The sequence below is a fragment of the Streptomyces sp. NPDC020983 genome, from assembly GCF_044333485.1.
GTDB lineage: Bacteria > Actinomycetota > Actinomycetes > Streptomycetales > Streptomycetaceae > Actinacidiphila.
In genome coordinates this window covers 284,942-311,293 of record NZ_JBIRRA010000010.1, presented here as the reverse complement: position 1 = coordinate 311,293, position 26,352 = coordinate 284,942, and the positions used below count along the sequence as shown (strand labels likewise).

At 74.5% G+C, this 26,352-nt stretch carries 22 protein-coding genes and 1 riboswitch; of the genes, 11 read left to right on the top strand and 11 right to left on the bottom strand.

Annotation, left to right across the window (positions count from 1 at the left end):
- Positions 1–403: 403 nt before the first annotated feature.
- The 3 genes from ACH4SE_RS24075 to ACH4SE_RS24065 form a co-directional block, all read right to left on the bottom strand.
- Positions 404–817: a DUF3040 domain-containing protein gene (locus tag ACH4SE_RS24075; RefSeq protein ID WP_398545510.1), complete on the bottom strand. Its 414-nt coding sequence runs from the start codon at positions 815–817 to the stop codon at positions 404–406.
- A gap of 278 nt (positions 818–1,095) precedes the next feature.
- Positions 1,096–1,866: a methyltransferase gene (locus ACH4SE_RS24070; RefSeq protein WP_398545509.1), complete on the bottom strand. Its 771-nt coding sequence runs from the start codon at positions 1,864–1,866 to the stop codon at positions 1,096–1,098.
- A gap of 133 nt (positions 1,867–1,999) precedes the next feature.
- A complete protein-coding gene (locus tag ACH4SE_RS24065; RefSeq protein ID WP_398545508.1) occupies positions 2,000–2,482 on the bottom strand; it encodes an SAV_6107 family HEPN domain-containing protein in 483 nt (160 codons plus the stop codon).
- A gap of 176 nt (positions 2,483–2,658) precedes the next feature.
- Here ACH4SE_RS24065 and ACH4SE_RS24060 point away from each other — a divergent pair, with 176 nt between their 5' ends.
- The 4 genes from ACH4SE_RS24060 to ACH4SE_RS24045 all read left to right on the top strand — a co-directional run bounded on the left by ACH4SE_RS24060 (position 2,659) and on the right by ACH4SE_RS24045 (position 8,253).
- Positions 2,659–3,285, top strand: a complete 627-nt coding sequence (locus tag ACH4SE_RS24060; protein WP_398545507.1) for a TetR/AcrR family transcriptional regulator — start codon at positions 2,659–2,661, stop codon at positions 3,283–3,285.
- Positions 3,286–3,601: 316 nt separating this feature from the next.
- On the top strand, positions 3,602–4,207 hold the full coding sequence (locus tag ACH4SE_RS24055; RefSeq protein ID WP_398545506.1) for a DUF4126 domain-containing protein: 606 nt from the start codon (positions 3,602–3,604) through the stop codon (positions 4,205–4,207).
- A 28-nt stretch (positions 4,208–4,235) separates the two neighbouring features.
- Positions 4,236–5,762 (top strand): phytoene desaturase family protein, encoded by a 1,527-nt coding sequence (locus tag ACH4SE_RS24050; RefSeq protein WP_398545505.1) that lies wholly within the window; start codon positions 4,236–4,238, stop codon positions 5,760–5,762.
- 205 nt (positions 5,763–5,967) lie between these two features.
- A complete protein-coding gene (locus tag ACH4SE_RS24045; protein ID WP_398545504.1) occupies positions 5,968–8,253 on the top strand; it encodes a germacradienol/geosmin synthase in 2,286 nt (761 codons plus the stop codon).
- A gap of 10 nt (positions 8,254–8,263) precedes the next feature.
- Here ACH4SE_RS24045 and ACH4SE_RS24040 read toward each other — a convergent pair whose 3' ends face one another.
- The 5 genes from ACH4SE_RS24040 to ACH4SE_RS24020 all read right to left on the bottom strand — a co-directional run bounded on the left by ACH4SE_RS24040 (position 8,264) and on the right by ACH4SE_RS24020 (position 12,667).
- Positions 8,264–9,229 carry a hypothetical protein gene (locus tag ACH4SE_RS24040; RefSeq protein ID WP_398545503.1) on the bottom strand — a complete coding sequence of 322 codons (966 nt, stop codon included), beginning with the start codon at positions 9,227–9,229 and terminating at the stop codon, positions 8,264–8,266.
- A 39-nt stretch (positions 9,230–9,268) separates the two neighbouring features.
- A complete protein-coding gene (gene metF, locus ACH4SE_RS24035; RefSeq protein WP_398545502.1) occupies positions 9,269–10,186 on the bottom strand; it encodes a methylenetetrahydrofolate reductase [NAD(P)H] in 918 nt (305 codons plus the stop codon).
- A 124-nt stretch (positions 10,187–10,310) separates the two neighbouring features.
- Positions 10,311–10,970: a thiamine phosphate synthase gene (gene thiE / locus ACH4SE_RS24030; protein WP_398545501.1), complete on the bottom strand. Its 660-nt coding sequence runs from the start codon at positions 10,968–10,970 to the stop codon at positions 10,311–10,313.
- A gap of 44 nt (positions 10,971–11,014) precedes the next feature.
- Complete coding sequence (locus ACH4SE_RS24025) at positions 11,015–11,389, bottom strand: Rv2175c family DNA-binding protein (protein WP_398545500.1); 375 nt, start codon at positions 11,387–11,389, stop codon at positions 11,015–11,017.
- A 66-nt stretch (positions 11,390–11,455) separates the two neighbouring features.
- Positions 11,456–12,667 (bottom strand): NAD(P)/FAD-dependent oxidoreductase, encoded by a 1,212-nt coding sequence (locus tag ACH4SE_RS24020; RefSeq protein WP_398545499.1) that lies wholly within the window; start codon positions 12,665–12,667, stop codon positions 11,456–11,458.
- 948 nt (positions 12,668–13,615) lie between these two features.
- A riboswitch (TPP riboswitch) is annotated at positions 13,616–13,726 on the top strand.
- Here ACH4SE_RS24020 and thiO point away from each other — a divergent pair.
- The 4 genes from thiO to pknB all read left to right on the top strand — a co-directional run bounded on the left by thiO (position 13,723) and on the right by pknB (position 18,124).
- On the top strand, positions 13,723–14,898 hold the full coding sequence (gene thiO / locus ACH4SE_RS24015) for a glycine oxidase ThiO (RefSeq protein WP_398545498.1): 1,176 nt from the start codon (positions 13,723–13,725) through the stop codon (positions 14,896–14,898). (Overlaps the previous riboswitch by 4 nt.)
- The gene (thiS, locus tag ACH4SE_RS24010; RefSeq protein WP_398545497.1) at positions 14,895–15,128 is read left to right on the top strand and encodes a sulfur carrier protein ThiS; all 234 of its coding nucleotides are present in this window, start codon (positions 14,895–14,897) and stop codon (positions 15,126–15,128) included. Before thiO ends, thiS begins: the two co-directional genes overlap by 4 nt.
- Before the next feature lie 3 nt (positions 15,129–15,131).
- Complete coding sequence (locus ACH4SE_RS24005) at positions 15,132–15,959, top strand: thiazole synthase (protein ID WP_398545496.1); 828 nt, start codon at positions 15,132–15,134, stop codon at positions 15,957–15,959.
- Between the two features lie 167 nt (positions 15,960–16,126).
- Positions 16,127–18,124 (top strand): Stk1 family PASTA domain-containing Ser/Thr kinase, encoded by a 1,998-nt coding sequence (gene pknB / locus ACH4SE_RS24000; RefSeq protein ID WP_398545495.1) that lies wholly within the window; start codon positions 16,127–16,129, stop codon positions 18,122–18,124.
- Between the two features lie 41 nt (positions 18,125–18,165).
- On the opposite strand, the gene ACH4SE_RS23995 is transcribed toward pknB, so the two are convergent.
- Complete coding sequence (locus ACH4SE_RS23995) at positions 18,166–18,780, bottom strand: sulfite oxidase-like oxidoreductase (protein WP_398545494.1); 615 nt, start codon at positions 18,778–18,780, stop codon at positions 18,166–18,168.
- Positions 18,781–18,950: 170 nt separating this feature from the next.
- Between ACH4SE_RS23995 and bfr the strand changes: the two genes are divergently transcribed.
- The gene (gene bfr / locus ACH4SE_RS23990) at positions 18,951–19,430 is read left to right on the top strand and encodes a bacterioferritin (RefSeq protein WP_398545493.1); all 480 of its coding nucleotides are present in this window, start codon (positions 18,951–18,953) and stop codon (positions 19,428–19,430) included.
- Here the strand turns inward: bfr and ACH4SE_RS23985 are convergent.
- Entirely contained in the window at positions 19,411–19,701 is a 291-nt protein-coding gene (locus ACH4SE_RS23985; RefSeq protein ID WP_398545551.1) for a bacterioferritin-associated ferredoxin, read from the bottom strand. The genes bfr and ACH4SE_RS23985 overlap by 20 nt on opposite strands.
- A gap of 125 nt (positions 19,702–19,826) precedes the next feature.
- Positions 19,827–21,176 (bottom strand): class II 3-deoxy-7-phosphoheptulonate synthase, encoded by a 1,350-nt coding sequence (locus tag ACH4SE_RS23980; protein WP_398545492.1) that lies wholly within the window; start codon positions 21,174–21,176, stop codon positions 19,827–19,829.
- A 194-nt stretch (positions 21,177–21,370) separates the two neighbouring features.
- On the opposite strand from ACH4SE_RS23980, the gene ACH4SE_RS23975 reads away from it, so the two are divergent.
- Together ACH4SE_RS23975 and ACH4SE_RS23970 are read left to right on the top strand one after the other, a co-directional pair.
- A complete protein-coding gene (locus ACH4SE_RS23975) occupies positions 21,371–24,196 on the top strand; it encodes an N-acetylmuramoyl-L-alanine amidase (protein WP_398545491.1) in 2,826 nt (941 codons plus the stop codon).
- Between the two features lie 214 nt (positions 24,197–24,410).
- On the top strand, positions 24,411–26,342 hold the full coding sequence (locus ACH4SE_RS23970) for an anthranilate synthase family protein (protein ID WP_398545490.1): 1,932 nt from the start codon (positions 24,411–24,413) through the stop codon (positions 26,340–26,342).
- The last annotated feature ends 10 nt before the right edge of the window (positions 26,343–26,352 follow it).

Sequence of the window (26,352 nt, the reverse complement as noted above, 5' to 3'; positions counted from 1 at the left end):
GGTGTTCTTCCGCCCCCGGCGGGGGTGGGTGTTCTTCCGCCCCCGACGGGGATCGGCGTTTCTTCCGCCGCCCGGTGCGGCTGGGCGCTCGCGCCGCCGCGGGGCGGGGCCAGGGTGCGCCCGCCGGGCCGGGCGGCCCTCAGGGGCGCGGGGAACCGCGCGACCGGCCCACCACCGGCCGATGGCCCGGGAACGACGGCAACTGCCCCTTGCGGCCGGGGGCGACCGCGGGTGACGGGTGGCTGAGCGCGCCCCCCGAGAAGGCTCCCCGCCCCGCGGGCACGCGCGGCCCCGCGAACGCCCGCTCGGCCGCCGGGGGGGAACGGGCCCGGCCGTCAAGAAACCCCGCCGGGATCGCGTGCCCGGCGGGGCGGAAGTTCGGTGGCAGGTGGTCCGACCGGGGCTAACGCCCGCCCTGCTGTTCGTCGCGGCGCCGCTGCCACCGCTCCTCGATGCGGTCCATGACCGTCCCCCGGCGCGGCTCACGCCGCCCGACACGGCCTCGACGGCCGCCGGGGCCGAGCGCGGGAGGCTGCTCCAGCGGCCTGCCCGACTTGCGCCAGCCGGTCACCGCGAGCACCGCGAAGACCAGCATCACGACGAAGCCCGCCACTCCGAGCACGGTCAGCTCGGCGATCATGCCGCCGACGAGCAGCGCCACACCGGCCAGGAAGCCCGCGACCGACAGATACACGCGGCGCCGGGTGAAGGTGTGCAGCCCGGTACCCTCGAGCGCCGACGCGAACTTGGGATCTTCGGCGTAGAGCGCTCGCTCCATCTGCTCGAGCATGCGCTGCTCGTGCTCCGAGAGCGGCACGGAGACCTCCTCTTCGACGGCCGCGGAGGCGACCGGTCCGACCCTTTCAGGATAGGCAGGGAATCGCCCCCGTGACACCCGCCCCTGTGCGCCAACCCGACGGGTCCTTCATTCCCCGTCCGCTGCCGCGTCATGCCAGCATACGGTGAGGAAACGCGCCGTGGGCGGGGCTGTGACCGACTCCCCCTGTGCCGTCCCGCACGCGCGAGGGGGCGCGGGCCTCGGAGCCGCCGGGCGGTGGCCGCCAGGCGGACGTCCGCGCGGCGGCCGCGTGGCCGTCAGGCCCGCTCGGCGAGAACGTGCAGCTGGGTCGCGACGGCGTGGAAGCCCGGGTCCTCGGCCGCGGCGAGCTCCAGCCGCAGCAGCGCCTCGGCGGCGCCCGGCTCGGTGTCGACGAGCACCCCGGGGACGAGGTCGGCGAAGATCCGCACGCCGTGCACGGAGGCGGTGCGCAGACCGGCCTCGGCGACCAGGCGGGTCAGCTCCTGGGCGGTGAAGCGGCGGGGCAGCGAGTCGCCGGCGCCCCAGCGGCCGTCCGGGTCGCCGAGGGCGTGCTGCGCCTCGGCGAAGTGCCCGGCGAGCGCCCTGGCGAGGACGGCGCCGCCGCGGCCCGCGGCGAGCAGGCTGAGCGCACCGCCCGGGCGCAGGGCGGCGGCGACATGGCGGACGCCCTCGGCCGGGTCGTCGACGTACTCGAGCACGCCGTGGCACAGGACCATGTCGTAGCCGTCCGGGGTGACGACGTCCGGCAGGCCCTGGGCGTCGCCCTGGACGCCGCTGACGCGGTCGGTGACGCCCGCCTCCGCGGCGCGCCGCTCCAGTGCGAACAGGGCGTCGGGGCTGGGGTCGACGACGGTGACCCGGTGGCCGAGGCGGGCCACCGGCACCGCGAAGTTGCCCGTGCCGCCGCCGGTGTCCAGGACGTCGAGGACGGGGCTGTCCGCGGCCTTGGCGCGCCGCTCGAGCGCCTCGCGCAGCACCTCCCAGACCACGGCGGTGCGCAGGGCGGCTCGGGGGCGCAGCGGGTCCACCCCTGCTTGACGGGACATGGCGGACGGCTCCTTGCGGCGCGGGCGACGGTGGCGTCGGCATTGGCGTGGGCAGCCCAGGCGACGTTGGCGTTCCGGGCCTGCGCACCCCACTGTAGGCCCTGCACGCCGCCCGCAGCGGGGCGCGCGCCCGTCACTCGGCCCCGGGCGGCTCCGGGGCGACGACCGGCGGGGCGGAGCCGTCCAGCGCGGGGCGCAGCAGCAGCATGCGCTCCACCAGGCGCAGGAACATCGTCACGGCACGGACCAGGTCGTCCGCCTCGCGGGGCCCGGCCGCGGTGGCTATACCGGCCTCGGCCCTCGCCCGGCGGTCGGCGCCGCCGGCGAAGAAGGCGCTCCATTCGGACAGCTCCGGGGCGATCTCCGGGAGCACCTCCCACACGCTGCGGATCCTGCGGCGGCGGCGCGGGTCGGCCTCGGGGCGGCCGCGGGCGGCGAGCACCGCGGCCGCGGTGCGCAGGGCGGCGAGATGAGCGGTGGCGTACCGCTCGTGCGGGGCGTCGAGCCCGGCGGCCTCCGTGAGTCCGAGGTGGGCCTGGGTGAGCAGGTCGAGGGCGGCGGGTGATGCGGTGGCGCGGCGCAGCACAGGGTGGACGTCGCTGACCGGAAGTGCCATGGCGAGCCTCACTTTCTCCGTACGTGTGTCCGTACGCCCCATAGTGGGGCCCACCACTGACAATGCGTGTTGACCTGCGGATATCGCCGCCCCCGTGGGGATTTCACTGCTGTTGCCGGGGGTTTTCCGGCAAGATCACCCCACGCCGCCCCCGTTGCTGCGGGCAGAATCGGGCCATGACCACCGCACGACGCCAGGCCACCCGCCGCAAGCTCTACGCGGCGGCCGTCACGCTCATCGCCGAGCAGGGCTTCTCCGCCACGACCGTCGACGAGATCGCCGAGCGCGCGGGCGTGGCGAAGGGCACCGTCTACTACAACTTCGCGAGCAAGAACGACCTGTTCGAGGAGCTGCTGCGGGACGGCGTGGGGCGCCTGCGGGACGCGCTGCGGCAGGCCGCCGGTGCGGCGCGGGAGCGCGGCGGCAGCGGGGTGGACGCGCTGGACGCGATGATCCTGGCCGGGCTGACCTTCATCGTCCGCCACCCGTCCTTCACGCAGCTGTACGTGGCCGAGCTGTGGCGTACGAACAGGGCCTGGCAGGACACGCTGGCGCTGGTGCGCACCGAGGCGGTGTCGGTGGTCGAGGAGGTGCTGGCCGCGGCGGTCGCGGACGGGGAGCTGAGCGACGAGATCGACGTGCCGCTCACGGCGTCCGCGCTGTTCGGCATGGTGCTGGTGGCGGCACTGGACTGGCAGGCCTTCCAGCCCGAGCGCAGTGTCGAGGACGTGCACGCGGCGCTGTCGCGGCTGCTCCAGGGCCGGGTCGGCGGGGCGCTGGGCGGGCCGTCCCGCCGCGCCTGAGGCCGGGGCCGTCCGCCGGGGCCGCCGCTGCGCCGTTCCGGCCCGGTCCGCCCCCCAGCGCGGACCGGGCCGGAACGGCGCCCCCCATGACAACCCCCGTTGCCGGCGGGCGCCCGTCCCTACCGCCGCCCCGTGCCGGCGGTGTGTCTGGGGTGCCTGCCCGCCGCCCACTCTTCCGCGCCGCGCGCCCGGCGCCATCCGTACGGCTACTCATCCCGGCGCCTAGGTAGCCGTACTCACCCGGGGCCTCCCCCGTCCGCGGCCGGGTCCGGCCAACTCCGGGCGGGCGGCGGCCGGTCTGGTTAGAGTCCCGGTCATGTCCGCACTTCCGCTGATCTTCACCAGCGGCTGGGCGAGCGGGATCAACGCCTACGCCGTCGTCCTGCTGCTCGGCCTGATGGGTGCCACCGGGGCCACCGACGAGGTGCCGCTGTCACTGCAGCGCACCGACGTGCTGGTGGTCGCCGCCGTGCTGTTCCTGTGCGAGGCGGTGGCCGACAAGGTGCCGTACCTCGACTCGGTGTGGGACGTGGTGCACACCGTGATCCGTCCGGTGGCGGGGGCGGTGGTGGCCGCGCTGCTCGCGGGGCACGACGGCTCGCTGCCGCAGCTCGCGGCGGCCGCGGTGGGCGGCACCACGGCGCTGCTGACGCATCTGGTCAAGGCCGGCACGCGGATGGCCGTCAACACCTCGCCGGAGCCGGTGAGCAACATCGTGCTGAGCCTCACCGAGGACGTGGGGGTGGCGGCGCTGGTGGTCCTCGCGCTCTTCCACCCGGTGGCGGCCGCGGTCGTCGCGGGCACGGCGCTGGCCGTGGGGATCGCCACGGTGCTCTTCCTCCTCTCCCGCATCCGGCGCTACTGGCTGCGCCGCAAGGAGCTGCGCGCGGGCCGCCGCAAGGGCACCCCGGCGCCGGTCTGAGTCCGCGGCCGCCGCTACAGTCCACGGCATGGCACGGATTGCGGTGATCGGCGCGGGTATGGCGTCGCTGGCGGCGGCGGCACGGCTGGCGGTCGGCGGCCACCGGGTGGTGGTGCTGGAGCGCACCGGCGGCTACGGCGGCGCGGTGGGGCGGCTGGCGCGGGAGGGCTTCACCTTCGACACCGGGCCCGGCCTGCTGACGCTGCCCGCGGTCTACCGCGACCTGTTCGTCAAGACCGGCAAGGCCGCGCTGGAGGACGTCGTCGGCCTGGCCGAGGTCGATCCGGCGGCCCGTCACGTCTTCGCGGACGGCACGGAGGTGACGCTCCCCAACGCCTCGCGCTCCGGCACGGTCGCGGCCCTGGACGCCGCCTGCGGCCCGGGCAGCGGCGAGCGCTGGGCGGAGCTGCTGGTGCGGGGACGCGAGACGTGGGAGGTGATGCGGCGGCCGATGCTGGAGGAGGCACTGCCGGCCGACCCGCGGGTCTTCGCACGCGACCCGTACCCGGTGCTCAGACGAGGTTTCGGGCCGGGCCGCCACCGGCCGTCGCTGGCCCGGGTCGCCGCCGCCGAGCTGCGCGACCCGCGTCTGGTGGCGCTGCTGGAGAGCCAGTTGCTGGCGCAGGGCGTCGACCCGCGCGAGGGACCGGCCTCCGCGGCCGTGCTGCCGTACCTGGAGGCGACCTTCGGCGTCTGGTACGTCCGCGGGGGCGTGCGCGCGCTGGCCGAGGCGGTGTACGACCGGTGCCGCGAGCGGCGGGTGGAATTCCGCTTCGAGACGCCCGTGGCCGGGCTGCTGGCCGACGGCGGGCGCGTCACCGGGGTGCGGCTGGCCGACGGGGGCGAGGTGCCGGCCGACATCGTGGTGGCCGGGGCGCCGCTGCCCTCGCTCGCCGCCGCGGCCGACGGCGGGCAGGGCGCGTCCTGGTCCTTCACCGGCCCGCGCGGCGAGCCCGGGCGCTTCAGCGTCCACCTGGCACTGCGCGGCTCGCGCCCGTCGGGCTGCGCGCACCGCACGGTGGTGCACGCGGCGGACCGGCAGGGGGCGCTGGACTGGCTCTTCGCCCGCCGCCCCGCACCGCTGCCGCCGCCTGGCGCCCTGACCGTGACCGTGCTGCGGCCCGACGACCCGGCGACCCGGCCGGACGGCGCCCACGAGGCGGTGACGCTGACCGTGCCGGTGCCCGCGCACGGCGCGCCGGGCGCGCCGCGGGCGGTGGACTGGAACGCGCCGGGGGCGGCGGAGGGCTTCGCGGAGCGGGTGGTGGCGGCCGCCGAGGCGGCCGTGCCGGGGCTGCGGGAGCGGGAGCTGTGGCGCGAGGTGCGCACCCCGGCGGACGTCGAGCGGGAGACCGGGGCCGCGGGCGGCGCGGTGCCGGCCCCGTCGCTGGCCGGGGCGGGCGGGGCGCTGCTGCGGGCGGCGAACCGCTCGCCGCTGCCGGGGCTGTACGCGGTCGGCGGCTGGGCGCATCCGGGGGGCGGGCTGCCCCACGCGGGCATGTCGGCGGCGATCACCGCGGACCTGGTGGCGGGCGGGCCGGGCGGCAGCCGCTGAGCCGCGGCGGTGCGCGAGGCCCTGCGGACGGCTGCCGGGCGCGCCCGGCGGCGGTGCACATGACCGCCCCGCAAGATCGTTAATCGGGCCCCGGGCCGAATTCAGCTCATCGAGGGGTTGTGCCCGCGGCCCCTCACGGCGCGACCGGTCGATCACTTAGCGTGATCTCAGGCTCTGTGATCGCCGACCGGAAGGCCCTTCCGACATGTCCCAGCCCTTCGAACTCCCGGATTTCTACGTCCCGTATCCGGCCCGCCTCAACCCCCGTCTGGAGCGGGCGCGTGCGCACACCAAGGAGTGGGCGCGCGGGATGGGCATGCTGGAGGGGTCCGGCATCTGGGAGGAGTCGGATCTCGACGCGCACGACTACGCGCTGCTGTGCGCGTACACCCATCCCGACGCCTCGGGACCGGAGCTGGACCTCGTCACCGACTGGTACGTCTGGGTGTTCTTCTTCGACGACCACTTCCTGGACGTCTTCAAGCGCACGCAGGACATGGCGGGCGCGAAGGCCTATCTGGACCGGCTGCCCGGCTTCATGCCGCTCGGCCCCGGCGAGACGGCGCCGGAGCCCGCCAACCAGGTGGAGGCGGGCCTCGCGGACCTGTGGGCGCGTACGGTGCCGGCGATGTCGGACGACTGGCGGCGGCGCTTCCGGCAGAGCACCCGCGCCCTGCTGGAGGAGTCCCTGTGGGAGCTCGGCAACATCAGCGCGGGCCGGATCTCCAACCCCGTCGAGTACATCGAGATGCGCCGCAAGGTGGGCGGTGCTCCCTGGTCGGCGAATCTCGTCGAGCACGCGGCGGCGGCCGAGGTGCCCGCGGCGATCGCCGCGAGCCGCCCGTTGCGGGTGCTGCGCGACACCTTCGCCGACGGCGTCCACCTGCGCAACGACCTGTTCTCCTACCAGCGCGAGACCGAGCAGGAGGGCGAGCTGGCCAACGCGGTGCTGGTGCTGGAACGCTTCCTCGGCGTCGCCCCCCAGGAGGCCGCCGACCTGGTCAACGAGCTGCTGACGTCACGCCTCCAGCAGTTCGAGCACACCGCCCTCACCGAGGTGGGCCCGCTGGCGGACCAGTACGGCCTGGGCCCCGCCGAGCGGCGGGACGTGCTCGCGTACGTCAAGGGCCTCCAGGACTGGCAGTCCGGCGGCCACGAGTGGCACATGCGCTCCAGCCGCTACATGAACGGCGCCGGGGAGGGCGCCGCGGGCGCCGTGAGCGGCCCCGCGGCCGCGGGGGGCGGGCTCGGCGGCCCGACGGGGCTGGGCACGGCGGCGGCGGTGCTCGGCTCGCTCACGGCGACGATGCCGCAGCGGCTGCGCTCCTTCAGCCACGTCCGGTACGAGCGGGTGGGCCCGGTGCCGCCGCCGGAGATCCCGATGCCCTTCGCACTGCGGCTGAGCCCGCACCTGGACGCCGCCCGCGAGCACTGCGCCACGTGGTGCGAGCGGATGGGCCTGCTGGGCCCGGCGCCCGGCGTCCCGGTGCCGGGCGGGGTGTGGGACGCGCAGCAGCTCGCCGACTACGACCTCGCGCTGTGCGCGGCGGGCATCCACCCGGAGGCGACCGAGCAGGCGCTCGACCTGACGACCCAGTGGCTGGCGTGGGGCACCTACGGCGACGACTACTACACGCAGGTCTTCGGCCGCGCCGGCGACCTGCCGGCCGCCCGGCTGACCACCGACCGGCTGCGGCTGTTCATGCCGCTGGAGGCCGGGCTCGTGCCGCCGCCGCTCACCGCGCTGGAACGCGGTCTGGCCGACCTGTGGCGCCGCACGGCGGACCCGATGAGCCGGGAGGCCCGCTGCGCCTTCCGCACCGCGGTCGAGGACATGACCGCGAGCTGGCTGTGGGAGCTGGTGAACCTCCGGCAGAACCGGATCCCCGACCCGGTGGACTACATCGAGATGCGCCGCGACACCTTCGGCTCCGGGCTGACGATGAGCCTGTCCCGGATCGGCCACGGCGGCGTGCTGCCGCCCGAGGTCTACCGCTCCCGGCCGGTCCGGGCCATGGAGTCCGCCGCGGCGGACTTCGCGTGCCTGCTCAACGACGTGTTCTCGTACCAGAAGGAGATCCAGTTCGAGGGCGATATCCACAACGCGGTGCTGGTGGTGCAGAAGTTCCTGGAATGCGGCCCGCCCGAGGCGATGCGGGTGGTGGGCCGCCTCATGGCCGCACGGATGGAGGAGTTCCAGCACATCACCGAATCCCAGCTGCCCGCGCTCTACGGGGAGTTCCGGCTCGGCCGGGCGGCCCGGCAGGCACTGGACGGCTACGCCCAGGAACTGCGGGACTGGATGGCCGGGATCCTGAACTGGCACCGCGGCTGCCGCCGCTACGACGAGGAGTCGCTGCTGCGCCACTTCCCGGCGGCCGCCGCCCCGTCGCCCGCCGCCCCGTCCGCGCCGCAGCCCTGGCGCATCCCCTCCGGGCTCGGCACGGCGGCGGCCCGCCTGCCCGCGCTGCTGGGCGAAGGGGGCCGGTAGCGGGCGGTCCTCAGTAGCGGTAGGGGTCGTACGGATCCGCGGGCTGCGGCTGGTAGGGCTGGGGCTGCTGGTCGCCGTACGGCTGCTGCTGGGGGATGTACGGCGGCTCCTCCTGCTGCGGGTACTGCTCCTGGTAGGGGTAGCCGTAGGCGTACGGGTCGGCGGGCTGCGGGGGCTGCGGTGCCCAGTCGCCGGGGGCGTACGGGTAGTGCTCGTAGCCCGCGGCGGGCTGTTGCGGGTAGCCCTGCCCGTAGCCGTGGTCCTGCTGCTGCCCCGGCGCCTGGTCGTAGCCGTAGCCGCCGGGGGCCGGCTGCTGCCCGGGGTGGCCGTGCCCGGCGGCCGCGGCCTGGTCGCCGCCCCAGCCGTAGCCGTCCGCACCCGCGCCCGGCCCGTCGCCGTAGCCGTACGAGGTCGCCGCGGGCTGCGGGGCCCAGCCGCTGTCGTCGCCGTAGCCGTAGCCGTAGCCGCGGGTCGCGTAGGGGTCGGCGGTGTGGGCCGGGCTGCCGTAGAGCGGGTACTCGCCGCTGTCCTCGTGCATCGGCACCGGCTGGTAGACGTCCTCCCGCTCGCTGCCGGGGTCGGCGATCTGCTCCGGCCCGCCCTCGTCGGCGTCCTGCTGCCCGGTGCCGCCGAAGCCGTCCGCCTCGACCGGCCCGACCTCCAGCCTGGGCCCGCTGCGCGGAGCCGGGCGTCCGCCGCCGCGCAGCCGGTCGGCCAGCGGGCCGCCGCGCAGCGCCCAGCCCGCGGCGAAGCCCCGCTTGTACGACAGCGTGACCTGGGCCTGCCCGATGCCGAACGCGATCGCGCCCGCCATGATCAGCAGCGGCTCCCGCATCGCGACCCCGGCGACGACCCCCGTGAAACCGGCGAAGGCCAGCGCACGCCAGCGCAGCCGCGCCTTGTACTGGAGCAGCACCTCGCCCAGCAGCCACAGCGCGACGATGCCGAAGGCGACGTAGAGCACCGAGAAGCCCATGGGGCCCACTTCCTCACCGGGGAGCCGCCGCGGGCGTGGCTACGCCCGCTGGTGCAGTCCCAGATTCTCGTAGATCTCCAGCGATGCGGTGGAGTGGTTAAGAGTAATGAAGTGGAGCCCCGGGATGTCCTCGGCCATCAGCCGGTGGCACATCTCGGTGGCGAACTCGATGCCGATCGCCCGCACCGCCGCCGGGTCGTCCTGCACCGCAAGGATGCGGTCGGCGACGCGGGAGGGGAAGGGGGCGTTGCCGAGCTGTGCGAAGCGCGCGATCTGCCGCGCGTTCGTCACCGGCATGATCTCGGGGATGATCGGGGTGCTGCACCCCGCCGCGTCGACCCGGTCGCGCAGCCTCAGGTAGTCGTCGGCGTCGAAGAACATCTGGGTGATGGCGAAGTCCGCGCCCGCGCGGCACTTGTCGAGGAAGTGCCGGGTGTCGGCGGCCTGGTCCGTCGAGCGCGGGTGCTTCTCGGTGAAGGCGGCGACGCCCACGCAGAAGTCGCCGGATTCCTTGATGAGCCGCACCAGCTCGGCCGCGTACGTCAGGCCCTGCGGGTGCGGGACCCACTCGCCCATCGGGTCGCCGGGCGGGTCGCCGCGCACGGCGAGGATGTTGCGGATCCCGGCGTCGGCGTACTGGCCGATGATGTTGCGCAGCTCGGCGACCGAGTGGTTCACCGCGGTCAGGTGCGCGCACGGGGTCAGCGTGGTGTCGGAGACGATCCGGTCGGTGGCGCGGACCGTGCCCTCGCGGGAGGAGCCGCCGGCGCCGTAGGTGACCGACACGAAGGTCGGCTGCACCGCCTCGATGCGCCGGATCGCGTTCCACAGCGTCCGCTCGCCCTTCTCCGTCTTGGGCGCGGCGAACTCGAAGGAGTACGAGCGGTGTCCGGACGCGAGCAGCTCACGGATGGTGGTCGCTCGGTCCGTGCGCGTGGACGGGGTTCCCAGGGCCATGAGTGCAGGCTAACCGCGGTCGGCGACCGAGCGTCACCAGAACGGGTAATATGTCCGCATAAGACCGTTTCCCGTCCACCCTGTGGACAGCCCCCCAGGACCGGCGCTGACGCGGCCCCCGCCGTCAGGCCCCCACCGCCGCGCGTACCGCTCCCGCGAGCCCCCGGGCGGCCTCGTACGGATCCGCGGCCTCGGTGATCGCCCGGACCACCACGATCCGCCGCGCGCCCGCCGCCAGCACCTCGCCGACGTTGCCCGCGTCGATGCCCCCGATCGCGAACCACGGCCGGTCCGTACCGAGCCCCGCGGCGTACCGCACCAGGTCCAGGCCGGGGGCCGGGCGGCCCGGCTTGGTCGGCGTCGGCCACACCGGGCCGGTGCAGAAGTAGTCCGCGCCCGGCTGCACGGCCGCCGCGGCCGCCTCCGCCTCGGCATGGCAGGAGCGGCCGATCAGCACGCCCTCGCCGAGCAGGGCGCGCGCGGCGGGCACCGGCAGATCGCCCTGCCCCAGGTGCAGGACGTCCGCCCCCGCCGCGTGCGCCACGTCGGCCCGGTCGTTGACGGCGAGCAGCCGCCCGTGCCGCCGGCACGCGTCCGCGAGGACCGCGAGGGCCGCCAGCTCCTCGCGGGCCTCGATGCCCTTCTGCCGCAGCTGGATCACGTCCACCCCGCCCGCCAGCGCGGCGTCGGCGAACTCCGCGAGATCGCCGCGCTCCTGCCGGGCGTCGGTGCACAGGTACAGCCGGGCGTCCGCCAGCCGTTCGCGTGCCGTGCTGCTGGTCATACGGGCGGCTCCCCCGGGGCGGGCGGCGGACGGTCGCCGCGGGTCTACACGGCGAGCGCCTGGGCGCGGCGCTTCACCTCGGTCCCGCGATTCTCCCGCAGTGCCTGCGCGGGGGTGCCGGGCAGGGTCTCATCGGGCGTGAAGAGCCATTCCAGGGCCTCCTCGTCGGAGAACCCGTCGTCCTTCAGGACGGTCAGGGTGCCGAACAGGCCCTTGATGATCTTGCCCTCGCCGATGAAGGCGGCAGGCACCATCAGCACCCTGTTCTCCCCGCGGCGGACCGCGAGCAATTGCCCTTCCTTGATGAGCGGGCGGATACGGGTCACGTCGAGCCCCAGCCGGTCGGCGACCTCGGGGAGGGTGAGCCAATCGGGGACGAGCGCGTCGATATGTGCGTCAACTGACGAGAAAACAGTCACGGGACAAGCCTGCCACCTGCCACCGACAAGCGCTGCGGGGCGCCCCCGCCGCATGGGCCGTTCCGCCTACCGCGCCGCCGCCGTCAGCGGGACCGCCGGATCCGCGGCCAGCGCGGGATCCACCGACGCCGAGCGGGCGATCAGCTTGCGCGCCTGGGCCAGATCCCGCGGCCGGCCCACCGTGAGCACCGCCGCGAGCCGCTCCCCGCGCAACCAGCACGCCGACCACGCCTCCGACGCCGGGTCGCCGCGCAGCAGCAGCGTGTCGGCCGCGTCGTCGTGGTGCCCGGCGTACTGCACGAAGCGCCCGAACTGCTCCGACCAGAAGTACGGCACCGGGTCGTACACCTCGTCGCCGCCCAGCATGTTCGCCGCGGTCGTCCGCGGGCCCTGCAGGGCGTTGTCCCAGTGGTGGATCAGCAGCCGCTCCCCGTAACGCGCCGAGGGGAAGGACGCGCAGTCGCCCACCGCGAACACGCCGGGCGCGGTCGTCCGCAGCCGGTCGTCGGCCACCACCGCGCCGTCCGCCCCCAGTTCGACCCCCGCGCCGGCCAGCCAGCCCGTCTGCGGACGCGCCCCGATCCCCACCACCACGGCCTCCGCCGGAATCCGGCTGCCGTCCGCGAGCACCACCGCGCCCGGCTCCAGCTGCGCCACCGGCGTCCCCGTCCGCAGCTCCACCCCCGCCGCCTCGTACCAGGTCCGCATGTGCGCCGTCACCACCGCCGGCAGCGCCCCCGCCAGCGGGCGGTCCGCCGCCTCCACCACCGTCACCGTGCACCCCGCCTGGCGGGCCGCCGTCGCGAACTCCGCGCCGATCCAGCCCGCCCCCACCACCACCACGTCCTGCCCCGCCTCCAGCACCGGCCGCAACTCCGCGGCGTCGTCCAGCGTCCGCAGCAGGTGCACCCCGGGCAGCCCCGCCGTCCCCGGCAGCGCCACCGGGTACGCCCCCGTCGCCACGACCAGCCGGTCGTACGGCACCGCGCCCGCGTCCGTCACCACCTCGCGCTGCGCCACCCGCAGCGCCTGCGCCCGCACCCCCAGCCGCAGATCCACCCCCAGGGCGTCGAAATCCACGTCGAAGGTGACATCACCCCCCGCCGGACCCCCCAGCAGCACCGCCTTCGACAGCGGCGGACGGTCGTACGGCGGGTGCGGTTCGTCGCCGATCAGCGTGATCCCGTCCGCCGAGCCGAGCTCTCTGAGGGCCACGGCGGTCTGCACGCCGGCCATGCCGGCCCCGACGATCACGAATCTCCCGGTGCGGTCGCTCACCACCTCACCGTAGCGCCCCCCGGCCGCCGCCGGTGGCGTGCCGCCGGCAACGGGGCTTGCCGCTTCCCCGCCGGAGGGCCCGCACCTGCGGGCGCCGCGTTCGGGCGGTGCCCGCCTGCCGGTGCGTTGGCGGCTCCCCCGCCGCCGCGGGGGTGCCCGCGCCTGGCGGCGCCGCTCCGGGCGGTGCCCGCCTGCCCGTGCGTGGGCGGCTGTCCCGCCGCGGGGGGTGCCCGCGCCTGGCGGCGCTGCGTTCGGGCGGTGGCCGCCCGGGGTGCGTGGGCGGCTGACCCGCCGCGGGGGTTTCCCGCGCCTGGCGGCGCGGGGTGTTCCCACCCCCACCACCCGTGCAGGTGATTGCGACAACTTCTGTCCACCTGTGGGGCGCACTCGCCGTCGGGGGCGAACCGCAGTCCCTCAAAGACTTCACCCCCACCGGCAGGCAGCCGCCCACGAGTCCCCGGGAGGGGGACGATCCGGGGGTGCCCCCGCAGGAATGCGCACCCACTCCCCCACCGGACAAGGGAGAGGTCAGACGCGCATTCCGAGGAGGTACCCCCGGAGTGGCACCCGACCCACCCCCGCACAGACAGCGCGATGCCCCGCCGGGCAACCCAGGGGCGCGAGGAACTGCGCGACCAGCCCCCACCGGCAGAACGGCGAACCACCCACCGCAAGCGGCACCCCCTCAGGGGCGCGAGGAACTGCGCGAGCAACCCACCACCGGCGGAACGGCGAACCGCCCACCCCAAGCCGCACCCCCCAGGGACGCGAGGAACCGCGCGAGCAACCCACCACCGGCGGAACGGCGAACCCCCACCGCAAGCAGCCCCCCAGGGGCGCGGGGTGCGCCGCGAACACCCCACCGCCATGGGGCCCGCGGCCCCCCCCGCACCGTGCACCCCCGGCGCGCCCCCCGGTGCGCCTCCGGCGCGAGATAGGGTGAACCCCGAGTGGACTCGCGGGAGCCCGGTGGACCGGGCTGAGAGGGCGGCTGGTCGCCGCCGACCGTAGGAACCTGATCCGGGTCATTCCGGCGAAGGGAGGAGCTGACGTCCATGCGGACGCAAACCGACGTACTGGTGATCGGCGGCGGCATCATCGGCCTCGCCACCGCCTGGCGCGCGGCCCAGCGCGGCCTGCGGACGGCCGTCGCCGACCCCGCCCCCGGCGGCGGAGCCGCCCACGTGGCAGCGGGCATGCTCGCGGCCGTCACGGAACTGCAGTACGGGGAGCAGGCGCTGCTCGAGCTGAACCTCGCCTCCGCCGCCCGCTACGCGGACTTCGCCGAGGAGCTGACGGAGGCGACGGGGCTGGACACCGGCTACCGCCGCTGCGGCACTCTCGCGGTGGCGCTGGACGCCGACGACCGCGCCCAGTTGCGCGACCTGCACGCCTTCCAGACGGCGCTGGGCCTGGACTCGCGCTGGCTGACGGGCCGTGAGTGCCGCCGTCTGGAGCCGATGCTCGCGCCCGGTGTGCGCGGCGGCCTGCGGGTGGACGGTGACCACCAGGTCGATCCGCGGCGGCTGGCGGCGGCCCTGCTGCGGGCGGCGGAGCTGGCGGGCGTGGTGTTCCTGCGGTCGCGCGCCGCGCGGGTCGAGTCGGCGGCGGGCCGGGTGACGGGTGCGGTGCTGGCGGACGGCACGGCGGTGGCCGCCGGCCAGACCGTGCTGGCCGCGGGCAGCGAGAGCGGCCGGATCGACGGCATACCGGCGGAGCTGCTGCCGCCCGTGCGCCCGGTGAAGGGCCAGATCCTGCGGCTGCGCATCCCGGCGTCGCACGCGCCGTTCCTGTCGCGTACGGTCCGCGCGGTGGTCCGCGGCAGCCATGTGTACCTGGTGCCACGCGACAACGGGGAGCTGGTGCTCGGTGCGACGAGCGAGGAGTTCGGCTGGGACACCACGGTGACGGCCGGCGGGGTCTACGAGCTCCTACGGGACGCGCACGAGCTGGTGCCCGGCATCACGGAGCTGCCGCTCACCGAGACGCTCGCGGGCCTGCGCCCCGGCTCGCCGGACAACGCCCCGCTGCTGGGCCGCACCGCGCTGGACGGGCTGCTGTTCGCGACCGGCCACCACAGGAACGGGGTGCTGCTCACGCCGGTCACCGGCGATGCCATGGCGGCGGTACTGACCTCGCAGGACGGGGAACTCCCGCCGTACGCGGCGGCGTTCGGGGCGCAGCGGTTCACCGCCCGGGAGCCGCGGACCTACCAGGAGCTGAACGTATGAGCGCCACGCGTACGCCGGACGGCGCGCGGATCACCGTGCACGTCAACGGCCGGGCCCGCGAGCTGGAGGCTCCCGTCGCCCTGGACGCCCTGGTCGCGGCGCTGACCACCGCGCCCTCGGGTGTGGCCGCGGCGCTCAACGAGACGGTCGTCCCGCGGACCCGCTGGTCGTCGACCCCGCTGTCCGACGGCGACCGCGTCGAGGTGCTCACCGCGGTCCAGGGAGGCTGAGCCATGACGACGACGGCACCCGCGGCGGCGGCACCCCCGGCAGCCGACCCGCTGCTCATCGGCGGCGTCGCGTTCGGCTCGCGGCTGATCATGGGGACGGGCGGGGCGCCCAGCCTCGACGTGCTGGAGCACGCGCTCGTCGCGTCCGGCACGGAGCTGACCACGGTGGCGATGCGCCGCCTGGACCCGACCACGCAGGGCTCCGTGCTGTCGGTGCTCGCCCGGCTCGGCATCCGGGTGCTGCCCAACACCGCGGGCTGCTTCACGGCCGGCGAGGCGGTCCTGACCGCGCGGCTCGCGCGGGAGGCGCTGGGCACGGACTGGATCAAGCTCGAAGTCATCGCGGACGAGCGGACGTTGCTGCCCGACCCGGTCGAGCTGCTGGACGCCGCCGAGGTGCTGGTCGACGACGGCTTCACGGTGCTGCCGTACACCAGCGACGACCCGGTGCTGGCGCGGAAGCTGGAGGACGTCGGCTGCGCGGCGGTCATGCCGCTGGGCTCCCCCATCGGCTCGGGTCTGGGCATCCGCAACCCGCACAACTTCCGGCTGATCACCGAGCGCGCGGGCGTCCCCGTCATCCTGGACGCGGGCGCGGGCACCGCCTCCGACGTCGCCCTCGCGATGGAACTCGGCTGCGCCGCCGTGATGCTGGCCTCCGCCGTGACCCGGGCCCAGCACCCCGCGGTCATGGCCGAGGCGATGCGCCACGCGGTCACCGCCGGCCGCCTCGCCCACCACGCCGGCCGCATCCCGCGCCGCCACCACGCCCTGGCCTCCTCCCCCACGGAGGGCGTCGCCGACCTGGATCCGGAGCGGCCGGCGTTCTGATCACGCCGCGCCGCCGGACGCCGGTCCGGCAGCGCGCCCCCGGGGGGCGCGGCGGCCGCTCCCGGGTGGCGCCGATGGTCACGGTTTGGCGGCGTTCGCCACGGCATCGCCACAGTGCCGCGGCGAACGGGGACCGGCGTCGTACCCGGCTCGTAGAATCGGGCGTCGTGGACACCACCGTGCAGGATCCGCTGGTCGGGCAGACGCTGGACGGGCGTTACCGGGTCGAGGCCCGGATCGCCGTCGGCGGGATGGCCACGGTCTACCGCGCCCTGGACACCCGGCTCGACCGGGTACTGGCACTGAAGGTCATGCACCCCGGGCTGGCGGCGGACGGCGGCTTCGTGGAGCGGTTCATCCGCGAGGCGAAGGCCGTGGCACGGCTGTCGCACCCGAACGTCGTGGGCGTCTTCGACCAGGGCACGGACGGCACGTACGTGTACCTGGCCATGGAGTACGTCGCGGGCTGCACGCTGCGGGACGTGCTGCGCGAGCGCGGCGCGCTCACCCCGCGGGCGGCGCTGGACGTGCTGGAGCCGGTGCTCGCGGCGCTGGGGGCGGCGCACCGCGCCGGGCTCGTGCACCGCGACGCCAAGCCGGAGAACGTCCTGATCGGCGACGCGGGCCGGGTCAAGGTCGCCGACTTCGGCCTGGTCAGGGGTGTGGACGCGCAGACGAGCAGCTCGGGCGCGCTGCTCGGCACGGTGTCGTACCTGGCGCCCGAGCAGATCGGCCACGGCCACGTGGACGAGCGGACGGATGTGTACGCGTGCGGCGTGATGCTGTACGAGATGCTGACCGGCGCGAAGCCGTACGAGGGCGACACCGCGATGGAGGTCATCGTCCAGCGGCTCAACGAGGATGTGCCGCCGCCCTCCGCCGCCGTGCCGGGGCTCGCGCCGTCACTGGACGCGCTGGTGGCCAGGGCGACCGACCGGGATCCGGCGGGCCGCCCGGCGGACGCCGTGGCGCTGCTCGCGGAAGTGCGGGCGGTGCGCGCGGAGCTGACGGACGGGGAGCTGGACCACCGCGCGGCCTCCGGGGAGGTGCGGGACGCCGTGCCGGCCGGGTCGGAGGACCCGACGAGCGTCGCGCACCCGGCGTCGGTCCTCGCGATGCCCGCCCCTCCCACGGGCCGCGGCCGGGAGGACGACGAGCTGCACCGCACGACCCGGCTGCTGCCGCGGCGGCCCGCGGACGAGGAGGCGTACGGCGTCGACGACACGCCCGCCGCTCCGCCGCGCGGTCCCCGCGGGAGCGGACGGGCGGGGCGCGGCCCGGCCCGGCGCGGCCGGCGCGGGGTGCTGACGCTGCTGGCCGCGCTGCTGGTGGTGCTCGGTGTCGCGGGCGGTGTCTGGTACATCAACGACGGGCAGTTCACGCACGTGCCGGGCGTGCTGGCGCTGCCGCAGGCCGAGGCGCAGCACAAGCTGGACGCCGCGGGCCTGGACACGAAGGTGCGCAAGGACTACTCGCTCACGGTGCCGCGCGGCAGCGTGATCTCGACCGACCCGGCGCCCGGCAGGCGCATCCGCAGCAACGGGACGGTGACGCTCACGGTCTCCGAGGGCCCGCGCCAGGTGAAGGTGCCGGACCTGGCGGGGCGCACGCTCTCCGACGCGCGGCGGGAGCTGAAGGACGCGGGGCTGGTGCCGGGCACGGTGGCGAAGTCGTTCAACGACGCGGTGCCGCAGGGTTCGGTCATCGTGACCGACCCGCCCGCGGGCCGGGAGATCGCCCCGGGCACACCCGTGGCCCTCACCGTCTCCCGCGGCTCGCCCGTGGACGTCCCGGACGTGATCGGCTCGTCGGTCACGGAGGCGCAGCAGACGCTCCAGGACGCGGGCTTCCAGGTCGTGCTGTCGCCGGACAAGGCGTTCTCGGACGAGGCGGACAAGGACACCGTCGCCCTGGAGACCCCGGACCGCAACACGCAGGCGGCCAAGGGCGACACCGTGACGATCACGGTGTCCAAGGGCCAGCAGCTCTTCCCCGTGCCGGACGTCAAGGGCCAGAAGCAGGACGAGGCGGAGAAGACGCTCAAGGCCGCGGGTTTTGACGTGCGGGTGATCAGCCTCTTCTTCGGCGACACCGTCTTCAGCGAGTCCCCGGGCGGCGGCAGCCAGGCTCCCAAGGGCGCCACGGTCACCCTCTGGGTGCGCTGAGGCGCCCGCTCCCGGGGCCCGGGACGCAGGCCTTCGCCGGCCTAGAGCTCCGGCCCGTCGCCCGGCTCCTCCTGGTAGGAGTAGCGCTGCTCCCGCCAGGGGTCGCCGAGGTTGTGGTAGCCGCGCTCCTCCCAGAAGCCGCGGCGGTCCGCGGTCATGTACTCGATGCCGCGGACCCACTTGGGGCCCTTCCAGGCGTAGAGCCGGGGGACGACGAGCCGGACGGGGAAGCCGTGCTCCGCGGTGAGGGGTTCTCCGCCCTTGTGGGTGGCGAATATCGACTGGTCGTCGAGGAAGTCCTCGATCCGCAGGTTGGAGCTGAATCCGTACTCGGCCCACACCATCACGTGGGTGACGTCGTCGGCGGGCGGCGCGAGCTTCACGACGGTGGAGGTGGCGACGCCGCCCCATTCGAGGCCGAGCATCGAGAACTTCGTGACGCAGTGGAAGTCGGCGACCACGGTGTCGTAGGGGAGCGCGGAGAACTCCGGGTGGTTCCAGGACGTCGTCCCGCCGTCCGCGGTGGCGCCGAAGACGCGGAATTCCCAGCGGTCCGGCTTGAACCGCGGAACGGGCCCGTAGTGGGTGACCGGCCAGCCCCGCTGGATCCGCTGGCCCGGCGGCAGCTCCCCCGCGCGACCCTCGTACCGACCCATGCCTCCATGGTGACAGACCCGGCCCGGTGCTCGTGACCGCCCGCCCACGGCGGACAAGGCGGGACAAAAGCCACCACAGTACGTAAGTGTGCACTTACTGGAACGGATGCCCGCGTAGTGCGAGGATGCGCCCGACCCCCACTTGTCCGGACGGGAAGGACGGCGCTGCCATGCAGGGCGACCCCGAGGTCATCGAGTTCCTCAACGAACAGCTGACCGCCGAGCTGACCGCGATCAACCAGTACTTCCTGCACGCGAAGATGCAGGAGAACTACGGCTGGCTGAGACTCGCGAAGCACACCAGGGCGGAGTCCTTCGACGAGATGCGGCACGCCGAGATCCTCACCGACCGGATCATCTTCCTGGAGGGCCTGCCGAACTACCAGCGGCTCTTCCACGTCCGGGTCGGGCAGACGGTCACCGAGATGTTCGAGGCCGACAAGCAGGTGGAGGTCGAGGCGATCGACCGGCTGCGGCGCGGTGTCGAGCTGATGCACGCGAAGGGCGACTACACGTCCAAGAACATCTTCGAGTCGATCCTCTCCGACGAGGAGGAGCACATCGACTACCTGGACACCCAGCTGGAGCTGATCGAGAAACTGGGCGAGCCGCTCTACCTCGCGCAGGTGGTCAAGCAGCCAGACGCCTGAGCGGCGCCGGGACCGGCGGAGCGGCCTGCGGGGCATCCGCGGGAGCCGCGGGTGCGGCCGGGGCCTGGGCGGCCCGCCCCTCCGGCGCGAGCCTGCCCCGGGTCACGCAGCCGTCACCGCGGCCCAGCAGGGCCTGGATGCGCTTGACGCAGGAGCCGCAGTCGGTGCCGGCCTTGCACGCGGAGGCTATCTGCCGCGGCGTGCAGCGCCCCTCGGCGGCGTGCTGCCGGACCTGGCCCTCGGTGATGCCGAAGCAGGAGCAGACGTACACGCGGTTCACCGCCGATCAGGGCCCGGGGACTGAGGTAACCCTTACCTTACCTGCCGTGCGCGGGGGAGAAAAGCCGCAAGGGACGCGGATCGCTGTGATCCGCGTCCCTTGCGGGAATACGTCCGCTACTGCCCGCGGTACATCTCGGCCACGAGGAAGGCCAGGTCGAGCGACTGGCTGCGGTTGAGCCGCGGGTCGCACGCCGTCTCGTAGCGCTGGTGCAGGTCGTCGACGAAGATCTCGTCGCCGCCGCCGACGCACTCGGTCACGTCGTCACCGGTCAGCTCGACGTGGATGCCGCCGGGGTGGGTGCCGAGGCCGTGGTGGACCTCGAAGAAGCCCTTGACCTCGTCGAGCACGTCGTCGAAGCGCCGGGTCTTGTGGCCGGAGGCCGCCTCGAAGGTGTTGCCGTGCATCGGGTCGCAGATCCAGGCGACCTGTGCGCCGGACGCGGAGACCTTCTCCACGAGCTCCGGCAGCCGGTCGCGGACCTTGTCGGCGCCCATCCGCACGATGAAGGTCAGCCGGCCCGGCTCCCGGTCGGGGTCCAGCCGGTCGATGTAGGTGAGGGCCTCCTCCGGCGTGGTGCCGGGGCCGAGCTTCACACCGATCGGGTTGCTGATCCGCGACGCGAACTCGATGTGCGCGCCGTCCAGCTGCCGGGTGCGCTCGCCGATCCACACCATGTGGCCGGAGACGTCGTAGAGCCGGCCCGTCCGCGAGTCGGTGCGGGTCAGCGCCGTCTCGTAGTCCAGCAGCAGCGCCTCGTGCGAGGAGAAGAACTCGACGGTGCGGAACTCGGCCGGGTCGGTGCCGCACGCGGCCATGAAGCTGAGCGCGTTGTCGATCTCGCGGGCGAGCGCCTCGTAGCGCTGGCCGGACGGCGAGGACTTCACGAAGTCCTGGTTCCAGGCGTGCACCTGGCGCAGGTCGGCGTAGCCGCCGGTGGTGAAGGCGCGCACCAGGTTCAGCGTGGACGCCGAGGCGTGGTACATCCGCTTGAGCCGCTGCGGGTCCGGGGTGCGGGACTCGGGCGTGAACTCGAAGCCGTTGACGGAGTCGCCGCGGTAGACGGGCAGCGTCACGCCGTCGCGGGTCTCGGTCGGCTTGGAGCGCGGCTTGCTGTACTGCCCGGCGATCCGGCCGACCTTGACGACGGGCACGGACGCGGCGTACGTCAGGACGGCTCCCATCTGGAGCAGCGTCTTGAGCTTGTTGCGGATCTGGTCGGCGCCGACCCCGTCGAACGCCTCGGCGCAGTCCCCGCCCTGGAGGAGGAACGCCTCGCCCCGGGCGACAGCGCCGAGCCGGGAGCGCAGCTGGTCGCACTCCCCGGCGAAGACGAGCGGCGGATACGAGGCGAGCTCGGCGATCACGTCGCGCAGAGCCTCGGGGTCGGGCCACTCGGGCTGCTGCGCCGCGGGAAGAGCATGCCAGGTGTTGTCCCCGGCGTGGATGTCTGCGTTCACGGTCACGGGACCACAGTACGGGGTCGGGTCCACTCGTTTTCCGCGCGCTCAGTGGGTGAGACATGCCGTCCCGGGTCCGCCGCGGAAACCGAACGGGCGGCTGATAGCGTCGTCCCGTTTCAGAGCCGCCGCCGCCCGGCGCGGGCTCCTCGGGAGGGCGCGCCTCCGATCGCGCGCGGGAAAGCCGAGAGGGCAGCAGGTTGACCAGCAGACACCGCAGACGCAGGTCGTGGATCGCCTACGGGGCGGGCGCGGCCGCGCTCGCGACCGTCGCCACGTACGGAACGATCGCACTCGCCAACCCCTCGTCCGGAGGCTCCGGCGACGCCAAGGCCGGCCACGGGGCACCCTCGCTGCAGGCGGACTTCGCCGCCGCGGCCGAGGAGTTTCACGTCCCGCAGAGCGTCCTGATGGCCGTCTCCTACCGCATGACGCTGTGGGAGTCGCACGAGGGGCGGCCGAGCACCACCGGCAACTACAACGTGATGGGGCTGACCCAGGTCACGGCCGCAGACGTCGAGCAGCCGTCGGACGCCGAGCGGCTGTCCCACCTGGACCAGAGCGGCGACCCGGCGGTCTCCCGGCACTTCAGCGCCTCCCGGGCGCTGCGCAAGAACCACTCCGCGATCGACACCTCCGCCGCGACGCTGCACACCGTGGACGCCGCGGCGAAGCTGATCGGCGTCCCCGCCGCCGACGTGCGCTCCGACCCGCGGCAGAGCATCCGGGCCGGCGCCGCGCTGCTGGCGAAGTACGAGAAGGCCGCGGAGGGCTCGCTGCCGGACGACCCGGGCCGCTGGTGGGCGGGCGTCGCGCGCTACAGCCAGTCGCCGGACAAGAAGGCCGCCCGGCAGTTCGTGCAGCGCGTCTTCGACACGGTGCGCTCCGGCGCGAGCCGGGTCACCGCGGACGGCCAGGCGGTCACCCTCGCGGCCGTCTCCGACGTGCAGCCGGTGGAGCCCGCGGTGGTGCCCCTGGCCGCCGCGACGGCGGACACCGCCACCACGGACACGACCGCCGCCGCGACCGCGGAGTGCCCCTCCGGGCTGGCGTGCACCTTCGTCTCCGCCGCCTACGCCAAGGCCGGCACGGCCGCGGACGACTTCGGCAACTACAACGTGTCCAGTCGCCCCGGCAACGGCGAGGACATCCGCTATGTCGTCATCCACGACATGGAGGGCACCTTCCAGGGCAGCATCGACCACTTCAAGGACCCGACGGCCTACGCGAGCGCCCACTACATGGTCGCCGACGACGGCCGGGTCACGCAGATGGTGCAGCTCAAGGACGAGGCGTGGCACGCGGCGAACAAGACCGTGAACATGCACTCGGTCGGCGTCGAGCACGAGGGCTACGCGATCAAGAACGGTGACTGGTTCACCGAGCAGGAGTACGACTCCTCGGCCGTCCTGGTGAAATACGTGGCCCAGAAATTCGGCATCCCGCTGGACCGCGAGCACATCATCGGCCACGACGAGGTGCCCGGCGTGCTCGACACGAAGGTCGCCGCGCAGCACTGGGACCCGGGCCCCTTCTGGGACTGGAACCACTACATGGCGCTGCTGGGCGCCCCGGACGGGGCGGGCGGCGCGGGCGGTCTGCTGAAGGTGGGCCAGCTGGTCCGCGTCGTCCCGCCGTACACGGCCGACAACGAGCCGAAGCTCACCAACGCCGGCGCCGCGGTGTCCGCGCACCCGGCGAACTTCGTCTACCTCTACAAGACGCCCAGCACCAGCGGCACACTGCCGACCGACCCGTACCTGGGCAGCGTGACGTGGAGTGAGGGCTCGAACTGGGCGAACAAGGTCCCGGCGGGCGGCGCGTACGTCGTCGCGGGTGTCCAGGGCGACTGGACGGCGATCTGGTACCAGAACCAGAAGCTGTGGTTCCACAACCCCGGCGGGCAGTGGACGTCCGTGCTGCCGCCGACGCAGGTGATCACCCCGAAGTCCGGCACCGTCCCCGTCTACGGCCGGGCGTACCCGGAGAACGCCGCCTACACCGGCACCAACGTGCCGGTGCAGGACAACAACACGGACTCGCTCACCAAGTACACGATCGCCGCGGGCCAGGCGTACGCGCAGGCAGGCCCGGAGAAGGCGGGCGACTACTGGTACGCGGGGACGTTCACGGGCACCGCGACCGGTGACCGCACGCTGGTGACGGGGACGAACCTCTTCTACCCGATCCGCTACAACCACCGCATCGCGTGGGTGCGCGCCTCCGACGTCACCCTCACCACCAGCGTCGGGCCGGTCTCCGCCGCCGGACGCCACAACCTGGTGGCCCGCGACACGGCCGGCGTGCTGTGGCAGTACCAGGGCACCGGCAGCGCCACGGCACCCTTCCTGACGCGCTACCGGGTCGGGGGCGGCTGGCAGGCGTACAACACGCTCGCCGCCATGTCCGTCCTCGGCGCGGACGGCACGGGCGACCTGGTGGCCCGCGACACCACCGGCACGCTCTGGTACTACAAGGGCAGCGGCAAGCCCGCCGGGCCCTTCCTCGCCAGGACGAAGGTCGGGACCGGCTGGGGCGCGTACAACAGCCTCGTGGGCTCCGGCGACCTCACCGGCGACGGCACGACGGACCTGGTCGCGCGCGACTCCGGCGGCAAGCTGTGGCTCTACCAGGGCACCGGCAACGCCACCGCGCCCTTCGCGGCCCGGACGGTGATAGGGCCGGGCTGGAACGCCTACAACGGCCTGGCCGCCGACGGCGACCTCAACGGCGACGGGAAGTCCGACCTGGTGGCCCGCGACACCACCGGCACGCTGTGGCTCTACCAGGGCACCGGCAACGCCGCGGCCCCCTACGCCGCCCGCACCAAGGTCGGGACCGGCTGGCAGATCTACAGCAACCTCGTCGGCACCGGCGACCTCAACGGCGACGGGAAGTCCGACCTGGTGGCCCGCGACAAGTCCGGTGTGCTCTGGTACTACCAGGGCACCGGCGACGCCGCGGCCCCCTACGCCGCCCGCACCAAGGTCGGGACCGGCTGGCAGGTCTACAACGTGCTCGCCTGACGGAACGGTCCCCGGTGCGCTAGGGTCGGGGACCGTGAACGCGATTCAGACGGCTCCGATGTCCCGCCAGTCCTGGTGGTGGACCGCTTCTCCGGCGGCCCAGCTGAATCACGCGTAGGCAAGCACTTCGCGAAGGCCGCCCGCAGGGGCGGCCTTCGGCGTTCTCCCGGCCGGTCGCCGCCCCTCCTCCCCCGTCAAGGAAGGACCACCGACCGTGCCGCACATCCCTGAGAGCCCCACCGCCGCCGCCCTCGTCGCGCGCCTGCTCACCCCGGGCCACCCGCCGTTCGCGCTGCTGCACCGCCGCACCCCCGGCCGCCCCGAGGACGTCGTGGAGGTGCTGACCGGGCCCGTCACCGCCGTGGACACGCTGGCCGGCATCCCGCTGCCGGACGGCAGCCCCGAGGGCGGCGCCCGGACCGACGCGCTCGCGCTCGTGCCCTTCCGGCAGATCCGCGAGCGCGGCTTCGACGTCCGCGACGACGGCACCCCGCTGGCCGTGATGCTCCCCGACGCCGCGTACGAACTGCCGCTCCCCGAACTGCTGGCGGCGCTGCCCGACACCCCCGTGGAGGTCGACGGCGGCGCCTTCGACACCTCCGACGAGGACTACGCGGCGATCGTGCGGCGGGTCATCGAGGAGGAGATCGGCCGCGGCGAGGGCGCCAACTTCGTCATCCGCCGCACCTTCCGCGGCCGCGTCCCGGACTACGGCCCGGCCACCGCGCTGGCGCTCTTCGCCCGGCTGCTGCGCGGCGAGCGCGGCGCCTACTGGACGTACGTCGTGCACACGCCCGAGCGCACCCTCGTCGGCGCGAGCCCCGAGGTGCACGTGCGGATGTCCGGGCACACCGTCGTGATGAACCCGATCAGCGGCACCTACCGCTACCCCGCGCAGGGCCCGAGCGCGGGCGGGCTGCTGGACTTCCTCGCCGACCCCAAGGAGGCCGAGGAGCTGACGATGGTCGTCGACGAGGAACTCAAGATGATGTGCACCGTCTGCGACCTGGGCGGCGTGGTGGTCGGTCCGCGGCTGAAGGAGATGGCGCACCTCGCGCACACCGAGTACGAGCTGCGCGGGCGCTCCACCCGGGACGTCCGCGAGGTGCTGCGCGAGACGATGTTCGCCGCGACCGTGACCGGCTCGCCCGTGCAGAACGCCTGCCGGGTCATCGAGCGCCACGAGGAGGGCGGCCGCGGCTACTACGCCGGGGCGCTCGCCCTCATCGGCCGCGACGCGGGCGGCGCGCAGACGCTGGACTCCCCCATCCTCATCCGCACCGCCGACATCTCCCCGGCCGGCGAGCTGCGGGTGCCGGTCGGGGCGACGCTGGTGCGGCACTCCCGCCCGGAGTCGGAGGTCGCCGAGACGCACGCCAAGGCGGCGGGAGTGCTCACCGCGCTGGGCGTGCGCCCGGCCCCGGCCCGCACCGCGGGGCCGCCCCGGCCGCGGCTGGCCGACGACATCCGGGTGCGGGCCGCGCTGGACGCCCGCCGGGCGCACCTGGCGCCGTTCTGGCTGCGGATGCAGGAGCAGCACCCCGCGGCCGCCGCGCACGCCCTGGTCGTCGACGCCGAGGACACCTTCACCTCGATGCTGGCCCACCTGCTGCGCTCCACCGGCCACGCGGTGACCGTACGCCGCTACGACGAGCCGGGGCTGCGGGAGGCGGCCCTCGCGCACCCCGGCCCGGTCGTGCTCGGCCCCGGTCCCGGGGACCCGGCCGACACCGCCGACCCGAAGATGCGCTTCCTGCGCGCCCTGACGGCCGAGCTGGTGCGCGACCACCCGCACGGACTGCTCGGGGTGTGCCTGGGCCACGAGCTGCTCGCCGCCGAACTGGGCCTCGACCTGGTGCGCAAGGCCGAGCCGTTCCAGGGCGCGCAGCTCACCGTGGATCTCTTCGGGCGCCGCGAGACGGTCGGCTTCTACAACTCCTTCACCGCGCGCTGCGACGACACCGCCGCCGAGGAGCTGGCGATGCACCGCGTCGAGCTGAGCCGCGACCCGGCGACAGGCGACGTCCACGCGATGCGCGGGCCGGGCTTCGCCGGGGTGCAGTTCCACCCGGAGTCGGTGCTGACGCTGAACGGCGTGGAGATCGCCGCCGGACTGCTCGCGGGGGTGCTGGCGCCGGTGCGGTGAGCGGCGCGCC